The sequence below is a fragment of the Cuniculiplasma thermophilum genome (assembly GCF_052315355.1).
In the GTDB taxonomy this organism is placed as follows: domain Archaea; phylum Thermoplasmatota; class Thermoplasmata; order Thermoplasmatales; family Thermoplasmataceae; genus Cuniculiplasma.
The window spans coordinates 1-22,463 of record NZ_JBLSDF010000030.1 but is presented as its reverse complement, the minus strand read 5'-3'; the positions used below and the strand labels follow the sequence as shown (position 1 = coordinate 22,463).

Genomic DNA, 22,463 nt, shown 5'->3' with positions numbered 1-22,463 from the left:
ATCATTTATCTGAGGGCAGCAGAGATAAATGACAAATGGTCTATGAGATCATTGAGAGGATATTATAAATGCATTGATGAGATTAAGGAAATGTTCCAAAGGAGGTATCCTTTATAAATACACAACATTTGGGACGCTATGAAAATGGACGTTCAGAAACACTTATTTATTGATTTTTAATTTGAATCATAATCCGATTAATATGAATTAGTATTATCGAATCTGTATACAATATATTTTTAAACAACGTAATACTTCAACTTATCAGCTGAAAGTTTTTTCACATTAAAGTGAAGTTTACTTTACATATGTGAAAAAAACTTTTGTATAAGAAAATGATTGGGCTAAGTGGTAAAAATGATACAAAACAAAATTAATAAAATCGTTAAGAGGGACGGTACAACAGCGGATTTCGATAAGACAAAGATTACCAGAGCTGTTTACAAGGCTATGCTGAGTGTAAAGATTGGCACTATGAAAGATGCAGAGATTATATCAGACAAGGTAGTAGAGATACTTGAAAGTGAAGATGCAACTCCTACTGTTGAGAGAATCCAGGATATCGTTGAGTCCGTTCTGATGTCAACAACAATTGAAGGAAGGAAATTCAATGAAGTTGCAAAGGCCTATATTCTCTACAGGGAAAAGAGGAGATTCATAAGGGAGGAGAAGCAAAGGCTGGGAGTTAAGGACGATCTAAAATTATCATTAAATGCAATCAAGGTACTTGAGGCAAGATATCTTCTTAAGGATGAGGAGGGAAAGATCATTGAAACTCCAAGTCAGATGTTCAGGAGAGTTGCGAATCATGTGGGTATAATAGATGCCCTATACGATTATGCAAAATTCCAGAAGAAGAATATACTTCCTAAGGATGGAAAGAAATTATCTAATATATCGAATACGCAGATAGAGGTCCTTGAGAGGGCATTCAACAAGCTAAAGGAGGAAGGTGTTATATCAGGAACCTTTGGGCAGTTCATGGACTTTTTGTATACGAAGCCAACAACGGCTGAAGACACAATAGAGAAAATGCACAGAATGATGACAAGACTTGAATATGTACCAAACTCACCAACGCTTATGAATGCAGGAGCCAGGCTGGGGCAGCTGTCAGCATGTTTTGTTCTTCCAGTGGGAGACAGTATAGAAGAGATATTTGAAGCGGTTAAGCAAACAGCAGAGATACACAAATCTGGAGGAGGAACCGGTTTTTCATTTTCAAGGTTGAGGAATAAGGATGACATAGTTGGTTCAACAAAAGGCGTCGCATCTGGACCAGTTTCTTTTATGAAGATATTTGATACAACTACAGAGGTCATAAAACAGGGTGGAAAGAGAAGAGGGGCAAACATGGGAATCCTCAGATACGATCACCCAGATATCATGGAATTTATCACAAGCAAAGATTCAGAAAACACAATCCTGAGAAATTTCAACATATCTGTAGGTATGGAAGATGATTTCTTTGAAAAACTTGATAATGACGGATACGTTGAATTGAGAAATCCAAACACGCACAGGGTTGTATCAAGAATAAAGGCAAGAACAATGTGGGACACCATAATCACCCAGGCATGGAAAACAGCTGATCCAGGACTTATATTTCTGGATGAGATAAACAGGGCAAATCCGGTTAAGAATATTAGTGAGATTGAAGCAACCAACCCTTGTGGGGAACAGCCATTAATGCCATATGAATCATGCAATCTTGGTTCCATAAATCTCTCAAAATTTGTTGTGGGAAACCAAATAGACTGGGAATCACTCAGGGAGGTCATTAAACTGTCCGTGAGATTCCTTGATAATGTAGTTGACGCAAATAAATTCCCAGTTAAGCAGATTGAGGATATGACAAGGAAGACAAGAAAGATTGGCCTGGGGATTATGGGATTTGCAGATATGCTCATAATGTTAGGCATACCGTACGATACAGAAGACGCATTGAAGATCGCAGAGCAGGTAATGTCTTTCCTAAATGATGAGTCACATAAGGAATCTCAGAGATTGGCAGAAGAGAGAGGAGTGTTCCCTGGATGGTACGGCTCTGAATATGAAACCAAGGGAATACTTATGAGAAATTCAACCACAACAACAATTGCTCCAACTGGAACAATATCAATTATAGCAGGATGTTCATCATCTATAGAACCTCTATTTGCAATCGCATTTATGAGACACGTTCTTAACGGTCAAGAGCTCATTGAAGTCAATCCTCTGTTTGAGGAGATCACAAAGAAGAGGAACCTATACACTGATAAGTTGATGCAGGAAGTTGCAAAGACAGGAAACCTTGAAAATGTTGATGTGCCGGAGGATATAAAGAGGATATTTGTAACCGCACACGAAATAGATCCAGAATGGCATGTGCTTATGCAGGCAACTTTCCAGAAATTCTGCGATAGTGGGGTTTCAAAAACAATTAATCTGCCACACGACGCCACTCCAGAGGATATAAGTAAGGCATACAGGCTGGCAAAGGATCTTCACTGCAAGGGTATAACTGTTTACAGAGACAGGAGCAAATCAGAACAGGTTCTATACAGTGGAACAGAAAAGAAGGAAAAGAAGGATAAGCCTTCAGTCGCAATTGTGGAAAAAATTGCTTCAGAGACAAAGGACAAAAAAGAGAAAGTCTCTGCAAAGTTTCTTAAACTGGAAGCCACGTTCGATCCTGCATGTCCAGACGGAAAATGCGATAAGTAATGGGAATCAACGAGATCAGGGAAGAGATAATATCAAGAAAACTCCTATTTCTTTCCGAGGAGATATTCAGACAAAACGCACCACTTCAGTATCTTTTACTGGCACTGGCAAAAAATAACCCTTTTTTGTCGGCAGTTTCAGAATATGCAAGGAAATTCGATGCTGAGAAGTTCTCTGATTTTGTGCAGTCAGACATAATTGATCAGATCAAAGGTAGTGATAGTGAAAAAATATTTTATATTGAAAAAAATTTTGAAATCATAAGGGAAAGGTGTGAGAATTATCTGAAGAATATATCTGGCAACTCCTCACTTTAAACCTCACAACATTTATTCATGAACCACGCAATCTAATGTATGATTCATTATCCTGATCACGCATTGAAGAAGAAACACAATTCAATCAAGACAATTCATGTCATTTTGTTTGTTAAAAAAGTCATAAAACGGGACGTTTTCACATCACCCTGGGAACAACCCGGTGCTGGGAAGATATCACCTATCATTCCACTTAGTTTAATCAAAATTTGAGAAGAGATAAGGCATACATACAGGCGGTAAATATTTTTAAGAATTAAATTAAGTTTTATAAGACTCTGCTATGGAAGCTGCTGTTCTTGATCGCATATTGGATTACTACCCTATTATAAACATAAGGTCGGAATAAGCAGGAGCAAATACAGAAAGAGAAATTCAATAAAAAAAGGAGAAAGGAGTGAAAGGGGGGAATGAAAAGTATAGTTAAATGGTTCATTTACAAACCGGCTATTTTGCCAAACCCTGATCAGCGTTTACACAGCACAAATATTCTCAGCATTTTATTCAGTAATTTTACCATCTTACCTAATTTTTTATTCACGAGATTTATTATTGAGTTCCAGTTTTTCCAACGTTCTGAAAGATTCCCAGATCATCCTTTAAACAAACCCCATCCCTAAAGGCATCCAATATGAATTTGTCATTTTTAGATTTCATTCTGTTTATCTCATCAGGTGTTAACATTATTATTTCGTAACCTGGTGGGAAATCCATATTTCTGAGCCTGTCCAGAATAGTTCCGCTAAAGTGGCCAATTATGAGGATATCAACATCACTCCAGAGGTTAAAATCACCGCGAGCAAATGAACCTATAAGGATAACTGAGCATCTGAACTGAAGGTTATTTGCATAGATTCTTGCATCCCTTATGACCTCATTTCTTTTATTCATCCTTTCTTCAATGATTTCCACTTTGTCTCAACCTCATTAATTATTATTTCAGTGCATTCTATTGCCTCACTTGCGTCTTCCAGTGTATAATAATCTTCAGGAGTGCCTTCAGACCAAACATCGGTATATCTTGTTGGAATGTAATATTTATCTATCTTTTTAGCTAAATCTACGATTTCTTTCTTAAAGTTAAGATCAACTAAAAGAAGAGAGATAGAATGACCAAAGGAGCCTTTACCAATGCCTCGCAGGTATGCCTTGACTGCAGATTCTGCTGCCTGCTGGGCTTTAAAGCATGCCCAGTTGTAAAACTGCGATGATTTGTCGTTAATGGCAGAACGAAGAGTTGCTTTTGCATTCTTCATCCATCTGTTGTATTCTTCTTCATCAAGATAACTGGTCATTTCCTTTAATGAGTATCATACAATATATTAATATTATCCGTTGAAACTGACAATCCAAAATTACAAGTTTATCCTTCATTTCACAGTGTCTCAAAGGTTGTCTAATCATTAAGGCTACTTATTTGGAGAACTTCCTTAATCCAGCGGACCATTTTTCATCTGTTTCTGCCACTCCCAGATACATGGTCTTGATTGCCCTCTCTTCATACAGCATTGAATCAATTAACTTGCTCCTTCTCTCTATGAGATTCATAGATTCACAAATCCATAAATTTAAAGATTCATATGTGATCTGACATTATAATTTGAGGTTGAATAAAAAAGAAATTTGTTTAAATTTATTACAAATATTATATATTACTAATTATTAACAAAAAAATGCAAAAATTAAGCAACACTTGGAAGGTAACTGTTGTAGTAGTGGTTGTGGTATTTTCCATAGCAGGATTTGTTGGTGGGTTCTATTACGGTAACTCTCAGCATCCTACTTCAACGGTTACAGCAGAAAAGTCAGGTAAAATAGGAATTTTAGATCTCACTGCAAAGGTTATAGCCCATAGCAATGAGGTGATTAGTGGAAATGTGAATGCATCAGGTTATAGTTTTGGTGTTTATATCGGGCCTGGTGTAATGAACGTTACAGTATCCCATGCACAAATATATGACGCCCAGGACGAGGGGATTCTGGCAGTGGATACAACTTCAGTATATGTTGTGTCAGATCACATATATCACAACGGTGTGGATCCCAATGCCAGCATACACATCTCTGGGTCGGTTGGTTTCTATGGTGTATCCAATTCAAACATTATTAATAATGACATTACGGACAACAACATCAGCGGAATAGTAGTTGCATCATCCTCAAAGATTGTTCCTGCAGGAGTTCCGGTTCCACTAGTAAATATGAGTGCCCATAACGTTTTAGTTGCAAACAACATTGTTGCCAACGACGCTGGCGGTTGTGGAATAGTGGTAGTTGCATGGGGTCCATTTATGGAAACATATGATGTTACAGTACAGAACAACACGGTTCTTGGATCAGTATTCGGAAGCAATGGACGCCCAACAGGCCCATACGTTGGAACAATTGTAATAGCCGCGGATTTTCCATTCTCACAGGCTAACAACAACAGTGTTATTGACAACAGAGTCGTAGGTGGATTGGAAGACGGTATCATAATAAACAATCAGGCGGCCGGAGCAAAGGATCTTTACAACAGAATAATAGGAAATTATGTTAAGGAAGCCACTTTCCAGAGACTTAACAATCCTCCCTTTGACAATGCAACAGATTTAAATTTAGCCAATGAAACCAACGGCATAGCCGTCTACAGTAACTACATTCCACAGACAGCCCATCCCATGCCACCCGAGGTCAATTACACCGTAATTGCTCAAAATACCATAGTGGATGAGCAGGTCGGAATATGGATTGCAAACGCATACAACAATGCTATGTCAGGTAATTCATTCATAAACGTGGCACAGCAAGTGACAACTTACTATGGAGAAAGCACAGCTACCTGATAAATTCATTATTTTTTAATTTTCAAATTTTTGATTAAGGTTATCTTTCTAAATTTATGACCTTATGTTTTAATTTCTCAATATATTTTTCAGTATATAGGAGAGGTTATTTATTTAAAAATTCAAGAGTATATGCGAAGCACTGTTGCTAGATTCCTTCTGGCATTACTTAAAGGATATGGGACCGGCTCATCATTTTCTACTGATTTCAGGAATTCATATATTTCCATGTCTATGACATCTTTTTCATCTATGTTCTGAATCTGTCCATTTAATACGGGCCTTCTGAAGGCAGTTCTTTTATCACCGCTTTTTACGTTAGATTCGTATATACTACCATCAGTACCAATAATTTCATAGGCCGGAAGTTCAGGAGAATGTTTATAGGCCCAGGAGTAAAAAAACATTCCCTTGGCACCAGATTTAAATGAAAATAAGGCCATTGATGTATCCTCGCCCTGAATATTAGAATCTCCTTTATATTTCAAGGAGTATAAACTGTCATAATCACCACCCAGGTCAAGAAAAGCCTACAGAAAGTGGATTCCACCATCGATAAGCGCACCCCCTCCCATATCTTTCTCCGAGGTTCTCCATCCCTTTTCCTGAAAATACCTCTGACTCCTTACAATTATGGTATGGACCCTCCCTATTTTTCCCTCTTTGATTGTTTTTACTGCATATTGCAGAGACCTATCAAAATAATATTGCTCTGCAACCATAAATTTAACATTGTTTATTTGTGCTTCATTTATCATTACATCGCAATCTTCCATATTTGTAGATATTGGTTTTTCAACAAGCACATGTTTCTTGCGTTTCATAGCATAAACTGAAATATCCCTATGAAGGTTGTGAGGCATCACGACATCTATAACATCGTAATCGGAATTTAAGGCATCATCCATATTTGAGAACGTTCCTGTAACCCTGAACCTGTCCCTGTAATCCTTTAGTACGTTCTCCTTTCTGGAAAAAACAGAGAAATCGTATCCAAGCCTGTTGTAACTTTCTGCATGAGCAAAACCGAATCCGTTTCCACCAAGTAAAAGTATCTTCATAGAAATACATGGGATACTTTTTCATTAACTGATCCATAGACACCAAAAATAGTATTAAATAAATAATTTAAGAGTGAAAAGAATCACCTTGGAGAGAGATACTTATAAATGTGGAAAACCCAAGGCGGTTTACCGTTTTTAAAAAACAGTGACAAGTATTATGCTTCGGCGGCATTGTTTTTCTTTGCGAGTGGTCTTTATGGTATTTTCATTAACATCTTTTTCTTTGTAACTCAGAGTCTTGAAAGTGTCATTTTATATCAGACTACATTTCAGATATCTCAAACACTTTTTTTCATTTTGGGCACATATGCAATGAGAATCATAAGCGCAAAATATCTCTATGCAACTGGAAATATACTTAGGGCTATAACCCTGATTCTTCTATATCTCATTCCATTTCTTTCAACTGATGCCATGTTTTTTGGATTCATATTTGGTATAAGTTCTGGGTTATTCTGGGGTGGAAATGCAACATTTTCTCTCGAAATATCGAGAAGTACAAACAGGTACACCTTTTTATCCATAAACTCAGCCGTCTCAAGTCTGGCTGCACTTTTATCACCCGCAATTGGTGGATTTTTGATATCTGAATCGACCTTCAGCGGTCTCAACAGATATATTTTTGATTTTTCTCTTTCCTCAATTTTACTGATCCTTTCATCACTTGTATCTCTTTTCATATCACAGAAAGGGGAAATTGGAGGAACTTTCCACATAAAAGAGACGATTATCAAGGAGGAAGAATATAAGGATTACCGTTTATTTTTCTTCTTTTCTTCCATACTGGGAACGGTTATCAGCACACTAATGCCCATCTACATTTATTATGTGACCAAAAATTACATAATAACGGGAATATACGGATCCCTTGCTTCTGCCACAGGATTCATTTCAAACGTTGTCGCACCCAAATTGATGGTGAGAATGAAACAACACACTGTTAAGATAGTTATAATACTGATCTTCTGGTCATTTCTTTTCCTTTTTAAAGGCAGATTTATAACTGAAATAGTATTCGGCGGATCTTTCCTGATCCTTTTCTTTCTAACTCCAATATCTAATTTGGGAATGGGAGAGTTCATGAGATATCTGGATCAGTTCAAAAAGACCAGACATTTCTGGATAAATCGGGAATACTACCTTGTTTCCGGTAGAATTCTTTCCTTCTTTTCCATACTTCTCATTGTGGATTCGATGTCCATTTACGATTCCCTGTCAATGATGCCTGTGTTTTCTCTCTCCCTTTTAGGCCTTATTCCCGTTCTGAAAAAGGTTAAAACGTGAAAAACTTCTATCTTATCATCCATTATCCTATTGAGCGATCAATCAATATAGTAAGATTAGATTATAATTATATACAAAAGTGAGTAAGATGGATGATGAAGTATTCAGGCAATTGGAAAAGTTTAGGCTCTCGAATTATGAAATCAAGGCATACGCATACTTGCTTATAAATGGCCCACTTAAGGCTACCGAGATAATTAAGGAAACCGGGATTCCCCAGCCAAGAATGTATGACATTCTGGGAAAGCTTGAACGGAGAGGCTTGGTGATCATCAATTCCAGCATAAAAAAAACCTATGAAGCGGTGATGCCTGTAGAGGCATTTAAGAACGAAATTATAGGTATGGAAAAATATGTCAATCAATTAGAAAATTATGTAAAGAGTAATAGAAAAAATAAACAGGTAAAGTCTCCAAACGTATGGTTTATCGAGAACGATGCAAGGACAAAAAGTAAGCTGGAAGAGACAATTGAGAACGCAACTTCAGAGATACTACTATCACTTCCGGATGAAAGATTAAGATCCTTACTCCCGAGTTTAAGGAAAGCAGCTAGAAACAAGGTAACAATATGCTCGGTCGTTGGAAACGGGATAAGTGGAAGCCTTCTGGATTCAATAAGTGATATTGGTATTGTGAGGACAAGAGATGTAACACCTGCTGAAATTGTTATAATAGATAGGAAAAACTCATTTCTGAATGCAAAATCCATTACGGAGACCTCAGACTATTCGGTGTTCATTCAGGAGGATGAACTTGTAGACGTTATGGATTATTATTACTTTTTCATGAACTGGATACCCGGAAGATACATCGTCGATTTTAATAAGTACAGTACTTTCAAGATAAAGACATCCTGGTTAGCCTGTGAGGCTATTGATAACATATTTTCAAAGGGTAAAAGGATAAAGGCCATTGTTAAGGGCATCCTTAAGGATAGAGAAACGCTAATAGAGGGAGAAATTGAAAATACGGAAAGAATACCTGGCGTAAAGCAGGCTTTTAACATTATTACAAAATCTGAGACGCTTTCTGTGGGTGGTAAAAACGGGAAGCTCGAAGATGTCAGAATGATTGAGGGAATCTTCCAGGTTCAAGGTATTTGAGTTACTAAGAGTAGTAAATGGACAAGTGTATTATGGAAATTAATTTATCAAAGATATGGGAAAGGAACACGTATTAGTAGAAGCAAAGGGGAGGGAAATTAATTGCAGTTTTCCTACAGAATATGGTCTGATTCAGTCAAATATGTGGAATTTGGAGGAGATGGACGGATTCGTTATAATATCAGAAGATGAAAAATCTCTAAATTTTAATATTGACATAAAGAGCGGAAAGATAAAGAAAAAAACAATATTTGGGTATCCGGAGGTATGTGTTGGAAATAATCTACTGGGACAGAAATTCAACGAAAAGTCAGATATCAAATTTCAATTTCCAGTTAAATTGAAAGACATCCTGGAAAAAAACATAAATCTTCTGACGAAATTTTCCATTGAGGATTATGCCCCATCTGATTTACCTTTCAATATATCCTATGATTTCTGGATAAAAAAGGATATGGATATAAGGATGCCAAACAGCGAAGAATATGAGATCATGATATGGGTATTTAAAAATAAACAGAGACCAATTGGGGAGAAGATGGGAAACACATCCATTCAATGCAAAATAGAGGGCAATTATGAAGAATGTAAATTTGATCTTTGGTATGGAAGTGCATCTCAGTGGAAAACCATAACTTTTACAGTAGATGAGAGCAGTTCTATGTCGGGTAAGAGAATGGAAATACCCATTTCTCAATTCTTACTGGAATCATTGAAATATATGAATAAGGACTCTGGCGAGATGTACCTGATGGGTCTTGAGCTTGGCTCTGAATTCGGTAATCCTGAACACACATACACAAAATTACAATGGAAGCTTGAAGAATACGGGCTTTTGGCAAAAAATACGTACCTTAACATTGTGAACCTTTAAAGGGTAAACCTAAAAAAACCATCTGAGGTAGTATTTCAAAACAATTTTAAGAGCATGGTCATTAACATAACAATGTTTAAAGATGGTTTTTTATTGGGCTTTTCCTTATCAGGATTTCAATCTGAAATGGGGATGGGTGAAAATGACGAAAATTCAGATTGGTGGAAATGGGTTCACGATTTAAACAATATCAGGACGGGAATAGTATCCGGTGATTTGCCAGAAAATGGTGTGGCATACTGGAAACTTTATGAGACATACAATAAATTCGCGAGGGAAATTGGAGCAAACACTCTGAGACTGGGGACAGAATGGTCCAGGATTTTTCCAAGATCCACTGAGGATGTGAAGGTAGATTTGGAAATAGAAAATGACGATATAGTAAACATCCACATAACGGAAAAAGCCATGGAAGGTCTCGAAAAGGTTTCCAATAAAGAAGCTGTAAAACATTATAGAGAAATCTTTCAAAACGTCAAGGACCTTGGCATGCATCTGATAATAAATGCATATCATTGGCCAATACCACTTAATCTCCATGATCCCATAGACGCCAGAGACAACGGATTGAAGAATGAGAGAAACGGGTGGCTTAACCACAAAACAGTAATAGAATTTGTAAAATATGCAGCCTTTATTGCAAAGGAATATGGGGATATTGCAGACTGTTTCTCCACAATGAATGAGCCGAATGTAGTGTTTGGAAATGGTTATTTTAATGTTAAGTCCGGTTTTCCACCAGCTTTTCCATCCATTGAAGCAGGTCTGTTATCAAAGAAACACATTATAGAAGCAATAGGCAGATCATATGACAGTATGAAACAGTTCACGAGTAAACCAGTAGGTCTTATTTATTCAAATGCAGACTATGTTCCATATTCTGAGGATGATCGAGACGCGGTTGAAATGGCACTTATGAACGATCGGTACTCTTTCTTCGATTCTCTAATCAAGGGCGATATGGGGTGGGCAAAATCAATTGAAAAATCAAAATCCTTTAGTGAAAAATGCAATTTGCAAAGAGACGATTTAAGGAAAAAAATTGACTGGATAGGTGTCAATTATTATACACGACACGTAATAAAGAAAACTGAGGATGGAGGATACAGAATACTTGATGGATATGGCCATAATGCCCCAAAAAATTCGAAGAGCAAGGATAACAGGGAGGTTAGTGATTATGGCTGGGAATATTATCCGGAAGGCATATATAACGTATTGAAGCAGTATGATAACAGGTATCATTTACCAATGATAGTTACAGAGAACGGAATTGCCGATTCTGAGGACAGAATAAGACCAAGATATCTTGTATCCCATCTCTATGAAGTGGAAAGGGCCGTAAAAAATGGGATTGACGTAAGAGGATATCTCCACTGGTCCCTTGTTGATAATTATGAATGGAGTTCGGGTTTCGGGCTAAAATTTGGAATTATAGGGGTTAATTTGGAAACAAAGAAAATTGAAATGAGACCAAGTGCACTAATTTTTAAAAAAATAGCTGAGAGTAGAGGAATCCCAGAGGACTTAATTTGGATGACAAAATAATAATTATAAGTATTTATTAATTTTTTGATGAGGTGTATGGATGAAATACAGAAAACTTGGAAAGACAAATATTTGTGTATCAGAAATAGGCTTCGGGTCGTGGGCTATTGGTGGTACATGGGGAAAGGTCAGTGATGCGGATTCAATGAAAGCTCTGGAAAATGCAGTAAAGAGTGGAGTCAACTTTTTTGACACAGCAGATGTATACGGGGATGGCAAATCAGAAAGACTGTTGTCAAAAATCAAGGCGGAGTATGGGGATGAAATACATATTGCAACAAAGGCCGGAAGAAGATTGAATCCTCATGTTCCAGAAGGGTATAATTATAAGAATCTTCGTTCCTTTATTGAAAGAAGTAAATCTAATTTAGGGGTCAAGGAAATTGAGCTTCTGCAGCTTCACTGCCCCCCATGGGATGTTTACTATATGCCACAGGTTTTCGAGGATCTTGATCGACTCAGGGAGGAAGGGCATATACTTAATTATGGGGTTAGCGTTGAGAAGGTGGAACAAGCCATAAAGGCTGCCGAATATCCTGGCGTTTCAACAGTTCAGATAATATTTAACCTTTTCAGACAGAGGCCTGCGGAGATTTTTTTACCTATGGCATCAACGAAAAATATAGGGGTAATAGCACGCGTTCCACTGGCCTCTGGCTTATTAACAGGCAAATTCAAGGGAGACGAAGTCTTTGAGCCTGACGATCACAGGGCTTTCAACAGAAACGGAGAGGCCTTCGATAGGGGCGAAACCTTTTCAGGAATAGATTTTAAAACTGGAGTAGAGACGGTTCAAGAGTTAAAAAGAATCATTCCGAATGGTTATACGATGACCACTTTTGCAATAAAATGGATACTTGAACATCCTCAGGTTTCCACTGTCATTACTGGGGCGAAGACAGATATACAGATTAAGGAAAACGCCTCAGCCCCGGAACTGCCAGACATCGATCCGAACATTATGAAGGAGATCGAGAATTTATACAATGCAAGGATCAGGCCTCTTGTACACAATTACTGGTAAAGACAGAATCGTTTAAACAATTTTAAATTCTCCTGGTTTAAAACATGCCACAAGATGGCCCCCTTTGTCCTCAGTCAATTTTGGTTCTTCAGTAAAACATCTTGAAATTGCTATGGGACAGACAGACGAATACACACACCCTTTGCCCGTATTTTTCATTCCCTGTCTGTTTTTACCATAATTTTCAAGGTATTCCAAAAGACTCTTACTATTGATTAGTTTTTCAACCGTAATGGAACCAAGGAAGGTTGTATAGGGATGAAGTGGATCCTTTTGCATCGTAACAACATCACCGTATTCAACAATTCTTCCTCTGTAAAGAACTGCAACCTTCTTCACAAGTTTTGGAACAATTGTTATGTCATGGGTTATTAACATAAGTGTCGTTCTCCTTGTTTCACCCATCTGGCTCAAAGTGGCAATAATTTCATCCCTATGAACAAAATCAATCATTGTTGTTGGTTCGTCAATCACCACGTATTTTGGCTCCATTATGAAGGCTCTGGCTATGAGAACTCTTTGCTTTTCCCCGCCACTTAAATCTCCCCCCTTCTTGTCCAGATATGTGTCGTCAAGACCGCTGGAGAGAAGAGCACTCTTTGACCGTTCCTCAATCTCTCCCGAATCCCTGATATTCAAAAGATATGTCAAGGGTCTTCCTAAAATACTTCTAACAGTTTCAAGGTTATCAATAGCCCCGTAGGGGTCCTGGTGGATATACTGTGATTTTTTCCACAATTCTTTTCTCTTATAGGATTCCATCTTTTTATCATCAAGTATAACCGTCCCTTTGTTTGGTTTTTCAAGACCGCAGGAAATTCTACCAAGGGTTGTCTTTCCGGATCCTGTTTCGCCAACAAGAGCAACGTTCTCAAGTCGCCTTATATTTATGGAAACGTTTTCCAGTGCAGTTACAATATTATTCCTATTACCAAAATATTTGCTGACATCTGATATCTGCACAATAAAGTCAGAATAACTCTCCATCAGGTTTCCACCTCGTAAAAGGAATTCACGAGCTTTTTAGTATATTCATTTTCTGGATTGGAAAGAATTCGGGAAACATTTCCAATTTCGATGATTTTACCATCCCTCATAACTGCCAGCCTGTTTGCCATAAAAACAATGGCAGGAAGATCGTGTGTGATGAATATCATTGAGGCTCCAGAGCTTCTTATCTTTTCCTTCAATACTGAAAGCACATAAAATTCTGTAATAACGTCCAAGGCAGTTGTTGGTTCATCTGCTATGACAATTTCCGGATTTGTGATCATTGCCATGGAAATGAGTATCCTCTGCCTCATCCCTCCACTTAATTGATGAGGGAATTTCTTTTTCACATCTAAAGGTAAACTCACGGATGCCAGCATATCTTCCATAATTCTATCCCACTGGGATCTGTCATATATTCCCATTTTGTCTTTCATTATGGATATGAAGTTGCTCTCAACGGTTTGAACTGGATTTAAGGAATTCATAGATGCCTGAAATATCATGGTAATTTTGTTCCATCTTATTTTATTAATTTTGTAGTTTTTCATTCCTATCAGGTTCTTTCCGTTATAAATTATTTCCCCCGTTGCATAGGACGGAGGTTCTATGAGTCCCATTATGGCCTTTGCAATGGTGCTTTTGCCTGCACCACTCTCCCCAACTATTCCAAGTATCTCTCCCTTCCTTAGTTCGAAGGATATATTATCCACTGCTCTCTTCTTTTCCCCGTAGGAGGTATAAATGATCGAGAGGTCCTTTGCCCTTATGAGAGGGGTTCCAACAGACTCAGAAATCATTTTGAGACACCTCTGTATGCATTCTCCAGACTGTATCCCATAAGGGAAAGTCCCATTGCTAGAATTCCTATGCTCAAGCCAGATGGGACGATCCACCACCATGCACCAACAAATAGTGCATTAGCAGTTTGAGCAAAAAAGAGAGTCGTACCCCACGCATAGCTTGTTATGGGGCCAACTCCGAGGTAATCCATGTATGCCAGAAATAGAATCCCACCGGTAGCTGAAAAAATGCTGTTCGCAATAACTAGTGGAAGAGTGTGGAAAAATATATCCTTAACAATATTACGATTTGGAGTTCCGCTCATTATTGCCACCTCTATGTAAGGAGACTGTTTTACGGACAGAGACGCGGACCTTACGGTTCTGGCCATCCATGGCCATGAGAGAAGTCCAATTATGACCGAAGCAGAAAAATTGGTCGGTCTAACAAAGGTTGCTATAACAATAAGCAGAGGAAGAACAGGTAATATTAAGAAGACATCCGCAAGTCTCATGAGGGGTTCGTCTGCCCTTCTAAAATAAGCAGCTGAAATTCCAATTACCACTCCAAATATGGCTGCAATGAATGCCGAAAAGAAGGCCACAAAGAGTGTAGGCTGACTTCCGTACATCCACTGGCTAAATAGATCCTGGCCATCCGCTGTGGTACCAAAGGGATGTGACAAGGATGGTGGAGACCATAGAGGTCCAGTTGTAGCTACAGGATTATAGGGAAGATAAAAGAAAGATATAATCGCAACTATGACAAAGAAAGCTAAAATAGCAAAACCTATTTTGAAAAAACCGTCATGCAATAGAATCCAGATTATACCATTCTTCTTACTAAGGGATTTCATCTGTTTTACTACGTGTTCTTTTAAGTAATTCTCACTCATCTAAAATCACCTTACATATAGGAAACTCTCGGATCAAGAATTGGATACAGAAGATCTGCTGCAAGATTTGACAAAATCATTACAACAGATGTCACAAACAAGCCAGCTTCAAGCACGGGGTAGTCATATTGAAGGGCTGCTGTAATTATTACGGTCCCCATTCCAGGTAAGGAGAATAGGGATTCTATTATGAAAATCCCTCCAATCAGATAACCAAACTGCATAAAGAATTGTGTTATTGAAGGAAGCAGAGCATTTCTCATCAGCTTCAGTCTGAATGTGGAATCTTTAAGTCCTTCGGCCTTTAGTGCTACAACAAAGTCGCTGTTCAAAAAATCGATTGTTGCGCTTCTAATTATTAAAGTATGATTTGGAATAGTTGAGATCACCACAATCAGTATGGGGAGTGCCATTCCGTACATGATGGTCCCAATGGGAGAACCGTAGGAAAATGGAACTATGGCTGGAAAAAGATGAAGATCAAGGGCAAATACAAGAATCATTATCATTGCAAGCCAAAATATGGGTATACTATAGAGGAAGTAAAGGACTGGTACAGATGCCTTGTCTGATTTTTTGTTCTTCCTCATGGCAAGTTCCACGCCGATAAATATGGAAATTCCCCAGGCAATAAGCTGAGATGCAAATATTAAAAGAAGCGTAAAGGGAAGAGCTCTTAGTACTATCACTATTGCACTATCATTCAGATATTCAAAGGAATAACCGAAGTTAGGAGGGAATGTGAGTACAACATTTTTAAAGTATATTAGAAATTGATCCCACAGAGGTAAATTTAGACCATACTCCTTCTCGACTTCCTGTAAGGCCTTTGCATAGGAAATACGTGGATTTTCTGCAATTAATCTTGAAACAAATTCATAGGCAATATTTCCAGGCATAAGGTGAGGAATTATAAAAATTAAAAGAACAGCGGCAAAATACACAATAATCGTACCGATCAATCTCTTAAGGACGTATCTTGCGCTATATCTCTCTCTTAAACTAGACAATCAACTCTTACCTCTTTAATTTATAAATGAAATGGTAGGGAATAAATTAGTCTATTTATTCCTCCCTCTCACTCTTTTTCTTTTTTGTTCTGCTGTAAAATACAAATGAGGCTGCTGCGGCTACAATAACTATCACTGCCACGATTGCATATATATCTGTCAAGGAAACCCCTGATTTGGTTGTTATCGGATGAATAACCATCAACGTTCCATCCCAGAATTGAGGCATTGTCAGAGATTGAGTGTCATATATCCCTGTATGATTTGTCTGGTTTCCCCAGTAGACTGAATTGCTTGTTTCCTCAAAGTTATAGGTATAGTATAGTGGAATCATTGGAACCTGCTTTGCAAAGTTCATTGCTAATTGTCTGTTCCAGTAGTTGCTGTGCGGGGTATCGAAGGGAGCTGCTGATGCGTTTATATAGTCCTCTATTACATCTGCAAGACTTCCATTTTTAACCTGATGGGTTCCGTAAAGGGCAGCAGCACTTGTGTTGAGTGCTTTATCAAAGGCTGGAGTCAGGTATCCGTAGAAGAATGTGTATACGTTAGTAATGAAGGAGTTCAATGGTATGGCGAATCCATATCCATCCCATACTGCTGCACCGTAGGTTGGCTGGTTAGCTGATGCAATAGTACTGGTAAAATCTGTAGATGTGAGAGGCTCCAGTTCCACTTTGAATCCGGCGGCGTTCCATTCGGTAGAAAGTTCAACCGCAATATTTGTGGATCCTGTCTCATAGTTTGGATAAATTACCTTTATTGAAACCGTTGATCCTGTGGAATTTTGCCAGTAGCCATTTACCTTGGTGAACCCAGCTGAAGTCATCAGGGAATTCACTTCTGAAAGGCTCTGAGTATAATTAGGGATCTCGTTTGGGGTGAGTCCAAGGATATTATCATATGCATTATCCAGAGTTGCGTAATTTAATAGGGTGTAATTTTGGTTTCCGTATCCATCCTGTGCTAGTAACTGCCTGTTAACAGCATAGGCCAGAGCCTGCCTGACAGGTGTCATATTTAGTGGATATTGCATGAAATTGAGATTTATAACCTCTTCACCAGATGGTATCAGTGTGTGGAGTGTGTATCCAGGAACCTGGAAAGCACGAGCGCTTGTATATGAACCACCATCCCAGGCTACTTGAATTTCACCAGCTGAAAGAGCAGATATTTCTGCCGTTGTGGAATCAAAGAGTACGATTTTAAGATACTTATAATATGGAGTTCCCTGATAGTAGTACGGATTCCTGGTTAATATGAGTGGATTCTGCCCTGGAGTATAATTAGTTATAACGTAGGGAGCATCAAGAACAATATTTCTTTCATTTGTGAAATTTACAAAGTCAGAGTCCTTCACATGTTCAAAGGATGGGGCATAAACAACGTCAATTTCACCACCCGCAAGTTCATCCATAAGATTTGGAATAGGCCTTGTAAAATCAAGCTGTATTGTGGTTGCATTTATAATTGTGGCATTGTGTACCAAAGGCGCTCCCAGGTAATTTGCAGTGTCTGTAGCAGTGTTATTGTATTCATCCATAGAGAATGCAAGATCAGTGGAATTCAGTGGCTGACCGTTGTCCCACTTAAGATTAGGTCTTAAGGTAAGATTCCATACAGTGTAAGACGGATTCGAGGACCAGCTTTGGAGTAAAGCGGGTTTAATACCAGAATCGGGTGGATAATTTACCGTGACTAGTGGTGTATAGAATAGATAATTTAATCCAGAGGCCGAATAGGTGGTTGTAAAAGGATTGAGGGTAGGCCACGAATAGTCACTAAGAAGCAAGCCCATACTTATAGTTGATGAGTTGCTGGATGTAGAACTGTTTGTATAAGGATTTAAATTTTCTGTGACGAACGGATGCGAGCTGTTGTCGTTCTCCCATACAGATCCAATCGCGCCATAAAAAACTGACGCTATCATTACGAGAGATATTATTAATATGATAAACTTCGTCATTTTCATGTTGTCCAAATAGAAAAGTCTCTATTTATAAATTGATAATAATCTTATGAGGTAGTATAATGTAGATTCATTCTTAAAGATATAAGATAAATACTACTACTTATATTTTAAAAATCTTTGCTAATAATTCTCTGCCGAGACCGATTTTTCTTTAATCCCCATGATATTCCATTTATTACTAATTGATTTTTAACTAAGTTCCAATGCCATCCCACTACTATTTTGCGAAAAATAGAATCTCAAAAAATTTTAACTTCTACAAATGACGACGGCAAAAAGTTCTTGTTCCAGAAATCTCAATCAAGGTTGTATATTATTTTTCTTAAAATTCAGTAATTATCGCTTTCATATTATGGGAGTGGCAACTTAATGCATGGCGTCCTTCTATGAAAAAAGTTTAACCGACATGGTGCTCATTATCTGAATTGTCGTTCTCGATCTTGTTATGGCCTCCAGAAACTTAGGATAAATAATTCTAAGTTTATTATGGAAGCGCTATACGATAATCCGTAAAAATTAGAATGAAGAGAATGACTAGCTCTAGGCAGTCACATCTCCTCAGATTCCATCCAGCTATCAAAGACTTTTCTACTTTTAAGAGACTAAGAACAATAAATGGGAAAATATCAATTTTAACCCATGATTGTCCAATTAATGGAAATTTTTAAGTATTTATCCTCACTATGTAAATAATGGAAACGGCCATAGTTAAAATGGATAAAGGTGGAAGGATTCATATTCCGAAAGGTCTTAAACATAATCTAGGACCGAGATTTATTATAACTAGACTTGGTGATAAGCTAATCCTTACAAGTCTGCCTGTTAATCCAATAGAAGACCTAGAAGAACTAGGAAAAAGTATCCCAGATAAGACTCTGAAAGATCTGAGAAAAGAAATTCTAGAAGAGGCATATAATGACTTACGCTGACACAGATTTCTTTTTAGCTCTGCTCAAACCAACAGATTGGCTAAAGAAAAACGCAAAAAGAATTTTGAAAGAAGAGAAAGGAGGAATTTACACTTCTGAGACAACTTACATTGAACTTATGCTATTAGCCAAAAGATATGGACTTGATCCAGTGAGAATTGCGATTGATGTTATGGCAATCTGTAATGAGAAAAATGGAGAGTACCAGGCAGCAGCAGAACTTATTGCACAGGGGGTGGGAGTTTTTGACTCATTTCATGCTGTTCACTCAAATGGGAAAATAATAAGCTCAGACAAAATATACAGAAAATTAGGTCTTGAACAGATTGATTTGTCTGATGATGAGCCAAAAAATGGAGAGATGACAGATGAAGAATAAGAAAAAGCACATAAATACTACCAGATAAAATATTAAAAAATATTAATAAAGAATAGTTTAAATAGACTTACGAATCATGAAAAACATAAAGAAGGCTCTCGTAGTGATAATTATTTTCGTTCTCGTTTTTTCATTGTTTTATTATCAATTTGGAATAGATCATTCTGCAGGCCAAAAGATTATAACAATCTCTCAACCTCCACATCAGAATAATACAGGAAATTCAACCACAACTCATAACAAAAACAACAACACAACTGTACAGAAACCACAGAAGATTGAGGTGATTGGCACATCATCGGATCCATATAATTACACTGCACTTAAGTACGGTGCAATAGGTACAGATTTATGGAATTTGAAAAGTGCTAATGGCTCAACGAATATGACATATAATGGTCAATATCTTTATGTAAACTCATCTCTATCGTCCGTGCAATCAGATTATGATACAATACTAGGTTACCCAGAAGTGGCTTACGGATATAACCTGGAAGATCAGATGTTTGGAACGAATCAAGCGACTAATTTGGTTTTTCCTATGAATTTTTCAACGTTCAAGGACCTTAATTTTAGTTCAACGGCAAATTTCTCATTTCTCAGGATATATCCAAATAATATACCCATAGACTTTTCATATGATCTATGGCTTGAGGAGAATCCATCTTCAGGACACGAACCAACATCCAATGATCTTGAAGTGATGATATGGATGTACTATCAGGATAATCAACCTATAGGCAATAAGGTTGGTACAGTCAGCATTGAGAGTAAGATAAATGGTCATGTAGTTAACTCCACGTGGGAAATCTGGTATGGAAGTGCCAATGCATGGCCTACCGTTTCATTTATTCTGGAAAATCCATCACCAGTAAGTTATTCCAATATAACTCTTAACATATCCAAATTCATTATGGAAGGTGGAAATATATCTGGTGAGAACGTTTCAAATCACACACTAATGGGAATAGAGATGGGCAATGAGTTCGGTAACGAATCTATTGCAAGAAATATAAGTGACTGGATTCTTTATTATTATTCGTTCCAGATCGATGGAAACACAATTAAGATAATTTAAATTAGACAGACAAATGAACTTTGAAAAAACACACTCGCAACTTAAGAAAGCTTTTAATTCGCAGAAGGATTTCCCATTCTAATTGGCAATTGAAAATTTTCTAAATCAGACTGTCACGGTAGTGTATGAGGGAAACACTGGACAGCTCATATGCACTCTCATAGGTTACGATGATATGGGTATCATTGTGGCCTACAGAGATCATAAAAAGTTCATTCCATGGAGGCATATTGAAGAAATTCGTGAGGTTAACGAATCCGATAGACTTGAGGATTTAAAGGTAAGAAAGGAAGAAAAGAGAAGAGAGGTCAGTCCCCTTGTCATTTTTTCGCTTACAATGCTTGCTATTGGAGTCATATCTACATATCTTAGTTTTCACTTTATACAGTATATTCCGCAATACGGGGCTGAAAAAAGCTATTCAGCTGCTGCAATGTCACCACTTATAGTGATAGGTATACTTGGAGCTTTCCTGGCTATTCTCACGGGAAGACCCAGAGTTGCAACTCTTCTTTCAGTCGTTTCCGTTATCGGGATTGCGGCGATTCTCTTGATTTTCGGTTTTTAGTTTCTCCTTGGCCAGCTCTTTCAATCCGTATATTGAATATTCATAGACAAGAACGAAGAAACCAATGAATATAGGTATTAAATAGAAATCATTAATAGATCTTACTGATTCTATAAACCAGAATAGGGAAAATGTAAGCAAAAGAGACGCAACAGTTACTTTCATTATGGCCTGTTTTATCTGCCTTATCTTTGGTCTCAATATGAATGAGCCCATTATCACTATGATCCCACCAAGAATAGCTCCATAAATTGTTGATGTAAAACCTTGAGGATAAAGGGCGACAAGAACGATTGCTGCCTCAAAGGCCTCTGTTGCACCTACAAGGAATGCTGTGGTATTAATTCCCTTCTCTGCCAGCTCCTCCTTATGCGATTTTGGAAAATTTTTCAGATACTGAAATTTCATGGATCTTTTAGCACTTTTCATCAATCTCTGACCGAAATAAAGGAGTAAAATGGCAGAGGTTAGTCTGATGTAAAAAATTGGTAAAATCTCAATCTCTCTACCCAATAAGGTGGCAGGAACAAGTATAGTAAAAACTCCAATTATAGTTGCTAAGAATGGAAGAATATTCTTTGATTCAGCCGATAGGGCCATGGCCACGGCGGAAGCCTCAGACATCTCAAGTAGCATTATTCCGGTTGCAGCTAAAAATATCCCTAAATTAATCACTTAGATCATAACTTGATTATTTTATATCTATTTATCCAAAGCAAAACCACCACCTCCTTTAATATCAGATCATAACAATTTATCCACATGAATCCTGGCATAGGCAACTTTGGTCAGTAAAATAGATCATATAAATAACACCAAAAAAGTAAATGGCCAGTATCAAAGGTTTAGTATGATAGTTTGAACATAAAGCAAACAGGTCAAAATGTAAATTTATAGGATTATTATAATTATAAGAAAAGCCCGAGGATCCTTACTTGTAAACACATTAAATTCGTATAATTATTATTTTAGGATCTCTTTAACATTCTGGGGGTAACCTCAATCCTCCTGCCACCAGATATATGATCGTATCCATGTATTCATGTGCCTTGAACCCATATGAACGCTTGAATGCAGTACGTATCTTGTTGTTCAATCCTTCAACAACAGCT

At 37.6% G+C, this 22,463-nt stretch carries 21 protein-coding genes and 2 pseudogenes; 12 read left to right on the top strand and 11 right to left on the bottom strand.

Translation table 11 applies throughout. The features are described 5' to 3' along the window. Positions 1-357: 357 nt before the first annotated feature. Both ACNF42_RS06385 and ACNF42_RS06380 read left to right on the top strand, forming a co-directional pair. Complete coding sequence (locus ACNF42_RS06385; RefSeq protein WP_443339895.1) at positions 358-2,706, top strand: adenosylcobalamin-dependent ribonucleoside-diphosphate reductase; 2,349 nt, start codon at positions 358-360, stop codon at positions 2,704-2,706. Beyond that, a complete protein-coding gene (locus tag ACNF42_RS06380) occupies positions 2,706-3,023 on the top strand; it encodes a hypothetical protein (RefSeq protein WP_443339894.1) in 318 nt (105 codons plus the stop codon). Before ACNF42_RS06385 ends, ACNF42_RS06380 begins: the two co-directional genes overlap by 1 nt. 549 nt (positions 3,024-3,572) lie before the next feature. Here ACNF42_RS06380 and ACNF42_RS06375 read toward each other — a convergent pair. The 3 genes from ACNF42_RS06375 to ACNF42_RS06365 all read right to left on the bottom strand — a co-directional run bounded on the left by ACNF42_RS06375 (position 3,573) and on the right by ACNF42_RS06365 (position 4,571). Further along, on the bottom strand, positions 3,573-3,935 hold the full coding sequence (locus ACNF42_RS06375; protein ID WP_443339893.1) for a nucleotidyltransferase domain-containing protein: 363 nt from the start codon (positions 3,933-3,935) through the stop codon (positions 3,573-3,575). After that, entirely contained in the window at positions 3,911-4,318 is a 408-nt protein-coding gene (locus ACNF42_RS06370) for a HEPN domain-containing protein (protein ID WP_443339892.1), read from the bottom strand. The genes ACNF42_RS06375 and ACNF42_RS06370 overlap by 25 nt, the downstream gene beginning before the upstream one ends. A 118-nt stretch (positions 4,319-4,436) precedes the next feature. Beyond that, on the bottom strand, positions 4,437-4,571 hold the full coding sequence (locus ACNF42_RS06365; RefSeq protein WP_443339891.1) for a hypothetical protein: 135 nt from the start codon (positions 4,569-4,571) through the stop codon (positions 4,437-4,439). Positions 4,572-4,696: 125 nt separating this feature from the next. Between ACNF42_RS06365 and ACNF42_RS06360 the strand changes: the two genes are divergently transcribed. Then, entirely contained in the window at positions 4,697-5,848 is a 1,152-nt protein-coding gene (locus ACNF42_RS06360) for a right-handed parallel beta-helix repeat-containing protein (RefSeq protein ID WP_443339890.1), read from the top strand. Positions 5,849-5,970: 122 nt separating this feature from the next. On the opposite strand, the pseudogene ACNF42_RS06355 reads toward ACNF42_RS06360, so the two are convergent. Beyond that, positions 5,971-6,909, bottom strand: a pseudogene (locus ACNF42_RS06355) (Gfo/Idh/MocA family protein). 108 nt (positions 6,910-7,017) lie between these two features. On the opposite strand from ACNF42_RS06355, the gene ACNF42_RS06350 reads away from it, so the two are divergent. The 5 genes from ACNF42_RS06350 to ACNF42_RS06330 all read left to right on the top strand — a co-directional run bounded on the left by ACNF42_RS06350 (position 7,018) and on the right by ACNF42_RS06330 (position 12,747). Next, positions 7,018-8,196, top strand: coding sequence for an MFS transporter (locus ACNF42_RS06350; protein ID WP_443339889.1), 1,179 nt, complete (start codon positions 7,018-7,020; stop codon positions 8,194-8,196). A gap of 88 nt (positions 8,197-8,284) precedes the next feature. Then, positions 8,285-9,301 carry a TrmB family transcriptional regulator gene (locus ACNF42_RS06345; protein WP_443339888.1) on the top strand — a complete coding sequence of 339 codons (1,017 nt, stop codon included), beginning with the start codon at positions 8,285-8,287 and terminating at the stop codon, positions 9,299-9,301. A gap of 55 nt (positions 9,302-9,356) precedes the next feature. Further along, complete coding sequence (locus tag ACNF42_RS06340; RefSeq protein ID WP_443339887.1) at positions 9,357-10,175, top strand: GH12 family glycosyl hydrolase domain-containing protein; 819 nt, start codon at positions 9,357-9,359, stop codon at positions 10,173-10,175. A 72-nt stretch (positions 10,176-10,247) separates the two neighbouring features. Beyond that, positions 10,248-11,723, top strand: coding sequence for a beta-galactosidase BgaS (gene bgaS / locus ACNF42_RS06335; protein WP_443339886.1), 1,476 nt, complete (start codon positions 10,248-10,250; stop codon positions 11,721-11,723). 40 nt (positions 11,724-11,763) lie between these two features. Then, on the top strand, positions 11,764-12,747 hold the full coding sequence (locus tag ACNF42_RS06330; protein WP_443339885.1) for an aldo/keto reductase: 984 nt from the start codon (positions 11,764-11,766) through the stop codon (positions 12,745-12,747). 12 nt (positions 12,748-12,759) lie between these two features. Here the strand turns inward: ACNF42_RS06330 and ACNF42_RS06325 are convergent, their stop codons facing one another. Genes ACNF42_RS06325 through ACNF42_RS06305 form a run of 5 tightly spaced genes read right to left on the bottom strand, consistent with a single transcriptional unit; the run spans position 12,760 to position 18,397 of the window. Continuing rightward, positions 12,760-13,734 (bottom strand): oligopeptide/dipeptide ABC transporter ATP-binding protein, encoded by a 975-nt coding sequence (locus ACNF42_RS06325; protein WP_443339884.1) that lies wholly within the window; start codon positions 13,732-13,734, stop codon positions 12,760-12,762. Continuing rightward, positions 13,734-14,537 carry an ABC transporter ATP-binding protein gene (locus tag ACNF42_RS06320; RefSeq protein ID WP_443339883.1) on the bottom strand — a complete coding sequence of 268 codons (804 nt, stop codon included), beginning with the start codon at positions 14,535-14,537 and terminating at the stop codon, positions 13,734-13,736. Before ACNF42_RS06320 ends, ACNF42_RS06325 begins: the two co-directional genes overlap by 1 nt. Further along, positions 14,534-15,415 carry an ABC transporter permease gene (locus tag ACNF42_RS06315; protein WP_443339882.1) on the bottom strand — a complete coding sequence of 294 codons (882 nt, stop codon included), beginning with the start codon at positions 15,413-15,415 and terminating at the stop codon, positions 14,534-14,536. Before ACNF42_RS06315 ends, ACNF42_RS06320 begins: the two co-directional genes overlap by 4 nt. Positions 15,416-15,426: 11 nt before the next feature. Beyond that, positions 15,427-16,425 (bottom strand): ABC transporter permease, encoded by a 999-nt coding sequence (locus tag ACNF42_RS06310; RefSeq protein ID WP_443339881.1) that lies wholly within the window; start codon positions 16,423-16,425, stop codon positions 15,427-15,429. A gap of 55 nt (positions 16,426-16,480) precedes the next feature. Then, positions 16,481-18,397, bottom strand: a complete 1,917-nt coding sequence (locus tag ACNF42_RS06305) for an ABC transporter substrate-binding protein (protein ID WP_443339880.1) — start codon at positions 18,395-18,397, stop codon at positions 16,481-16,483. Positions 18,398-19,089: 692 nt separating this feature from the next. Here ACNF42_RS06305 and ACNF42_RS06300 point away from each other — a divergent pair. The 4 genes from ACNF42_RS06300 (at position 19,090) to ACNF42_RS06285 (ending at position 21,351) form a co-directional block, all read left to right on the top strand. Then, positions 19,090-19,326: an AbrB family transcriptional regulator gene (locus ACNF42_RS06300; protein WP_443339879.1), complete on the top strand. Its 237-nt coding sequence runs from the start codon at positions 19,090-19,092 to the stop codon at positions 19,324-19,326. Next, positions 19,313-19,705 (top strand): PIN domain-containing protein, encoded by a 393-nt coding sequence (locus ACNF42_RS06295; RefSeq protein WP_443339878.1) that lies wholly within the window; start codon positions 19,313-19,315, stop codon positions 19,703-19,705. Before ACNF42_RS06300 ends, ACNF42_RS06295 begins: the two co-directional genes overlap by 14 nt. 76 nt (positions 19,706-19,781) lie before the next feature. After that, a complete protein-coding gene (locus ACNF42_RS06290; protein ID WP_443339877.1) occupies positions 19,782-20,783 on the top strand; it encodes a GH12 family glycosyl hydrolase domain-containing protein in 1,002 nt (333 codons plus the stop codon). A gap of 82 nt (positions 20,784-20,865) precedes the next feature. Continuing rightward, positions 20,866-21,351, top strand: coding sequence for a hypothetical protein (locus ACNF42_RS06285; RefSeq protein WP_443339876.1), 486 nt, complete (start codon positions 20,866-20,868; stop codon positions 21,349-21,351). On the opposite strand, the gene ACNF42_RS06280 is transcribed toward ACNF42_RS06285, so the two are convergent. Together ACNF42_RS06280 and ACNF42_RS06275 are read right to left on the bottom strand one after the other, a co-directional pair. Beyond that, positions 21,298-22,026: a hypothetical protein gene (locus tag ACNF42_RS06280; RefSeq protein WP_443339875.1), complete on the bottom strand. Its 729-nt coding sequence runs from the start codon at positions 22,024-22,026 to the stop codon at positions 21,298-21,300. The two genes, ACNF42_RS06285 and ACNF42_RS06280, sit on opposite strands and share 54 nt — an antisense overlap. A 304-nt stretch (positions 22,027-22,330) precedes the next feature. After that, positions 22,331-22,463, bottom strand: a pseudogene (locus ACNF42_RS06275) (ISL3 family transposase); the annotation flags it as partial.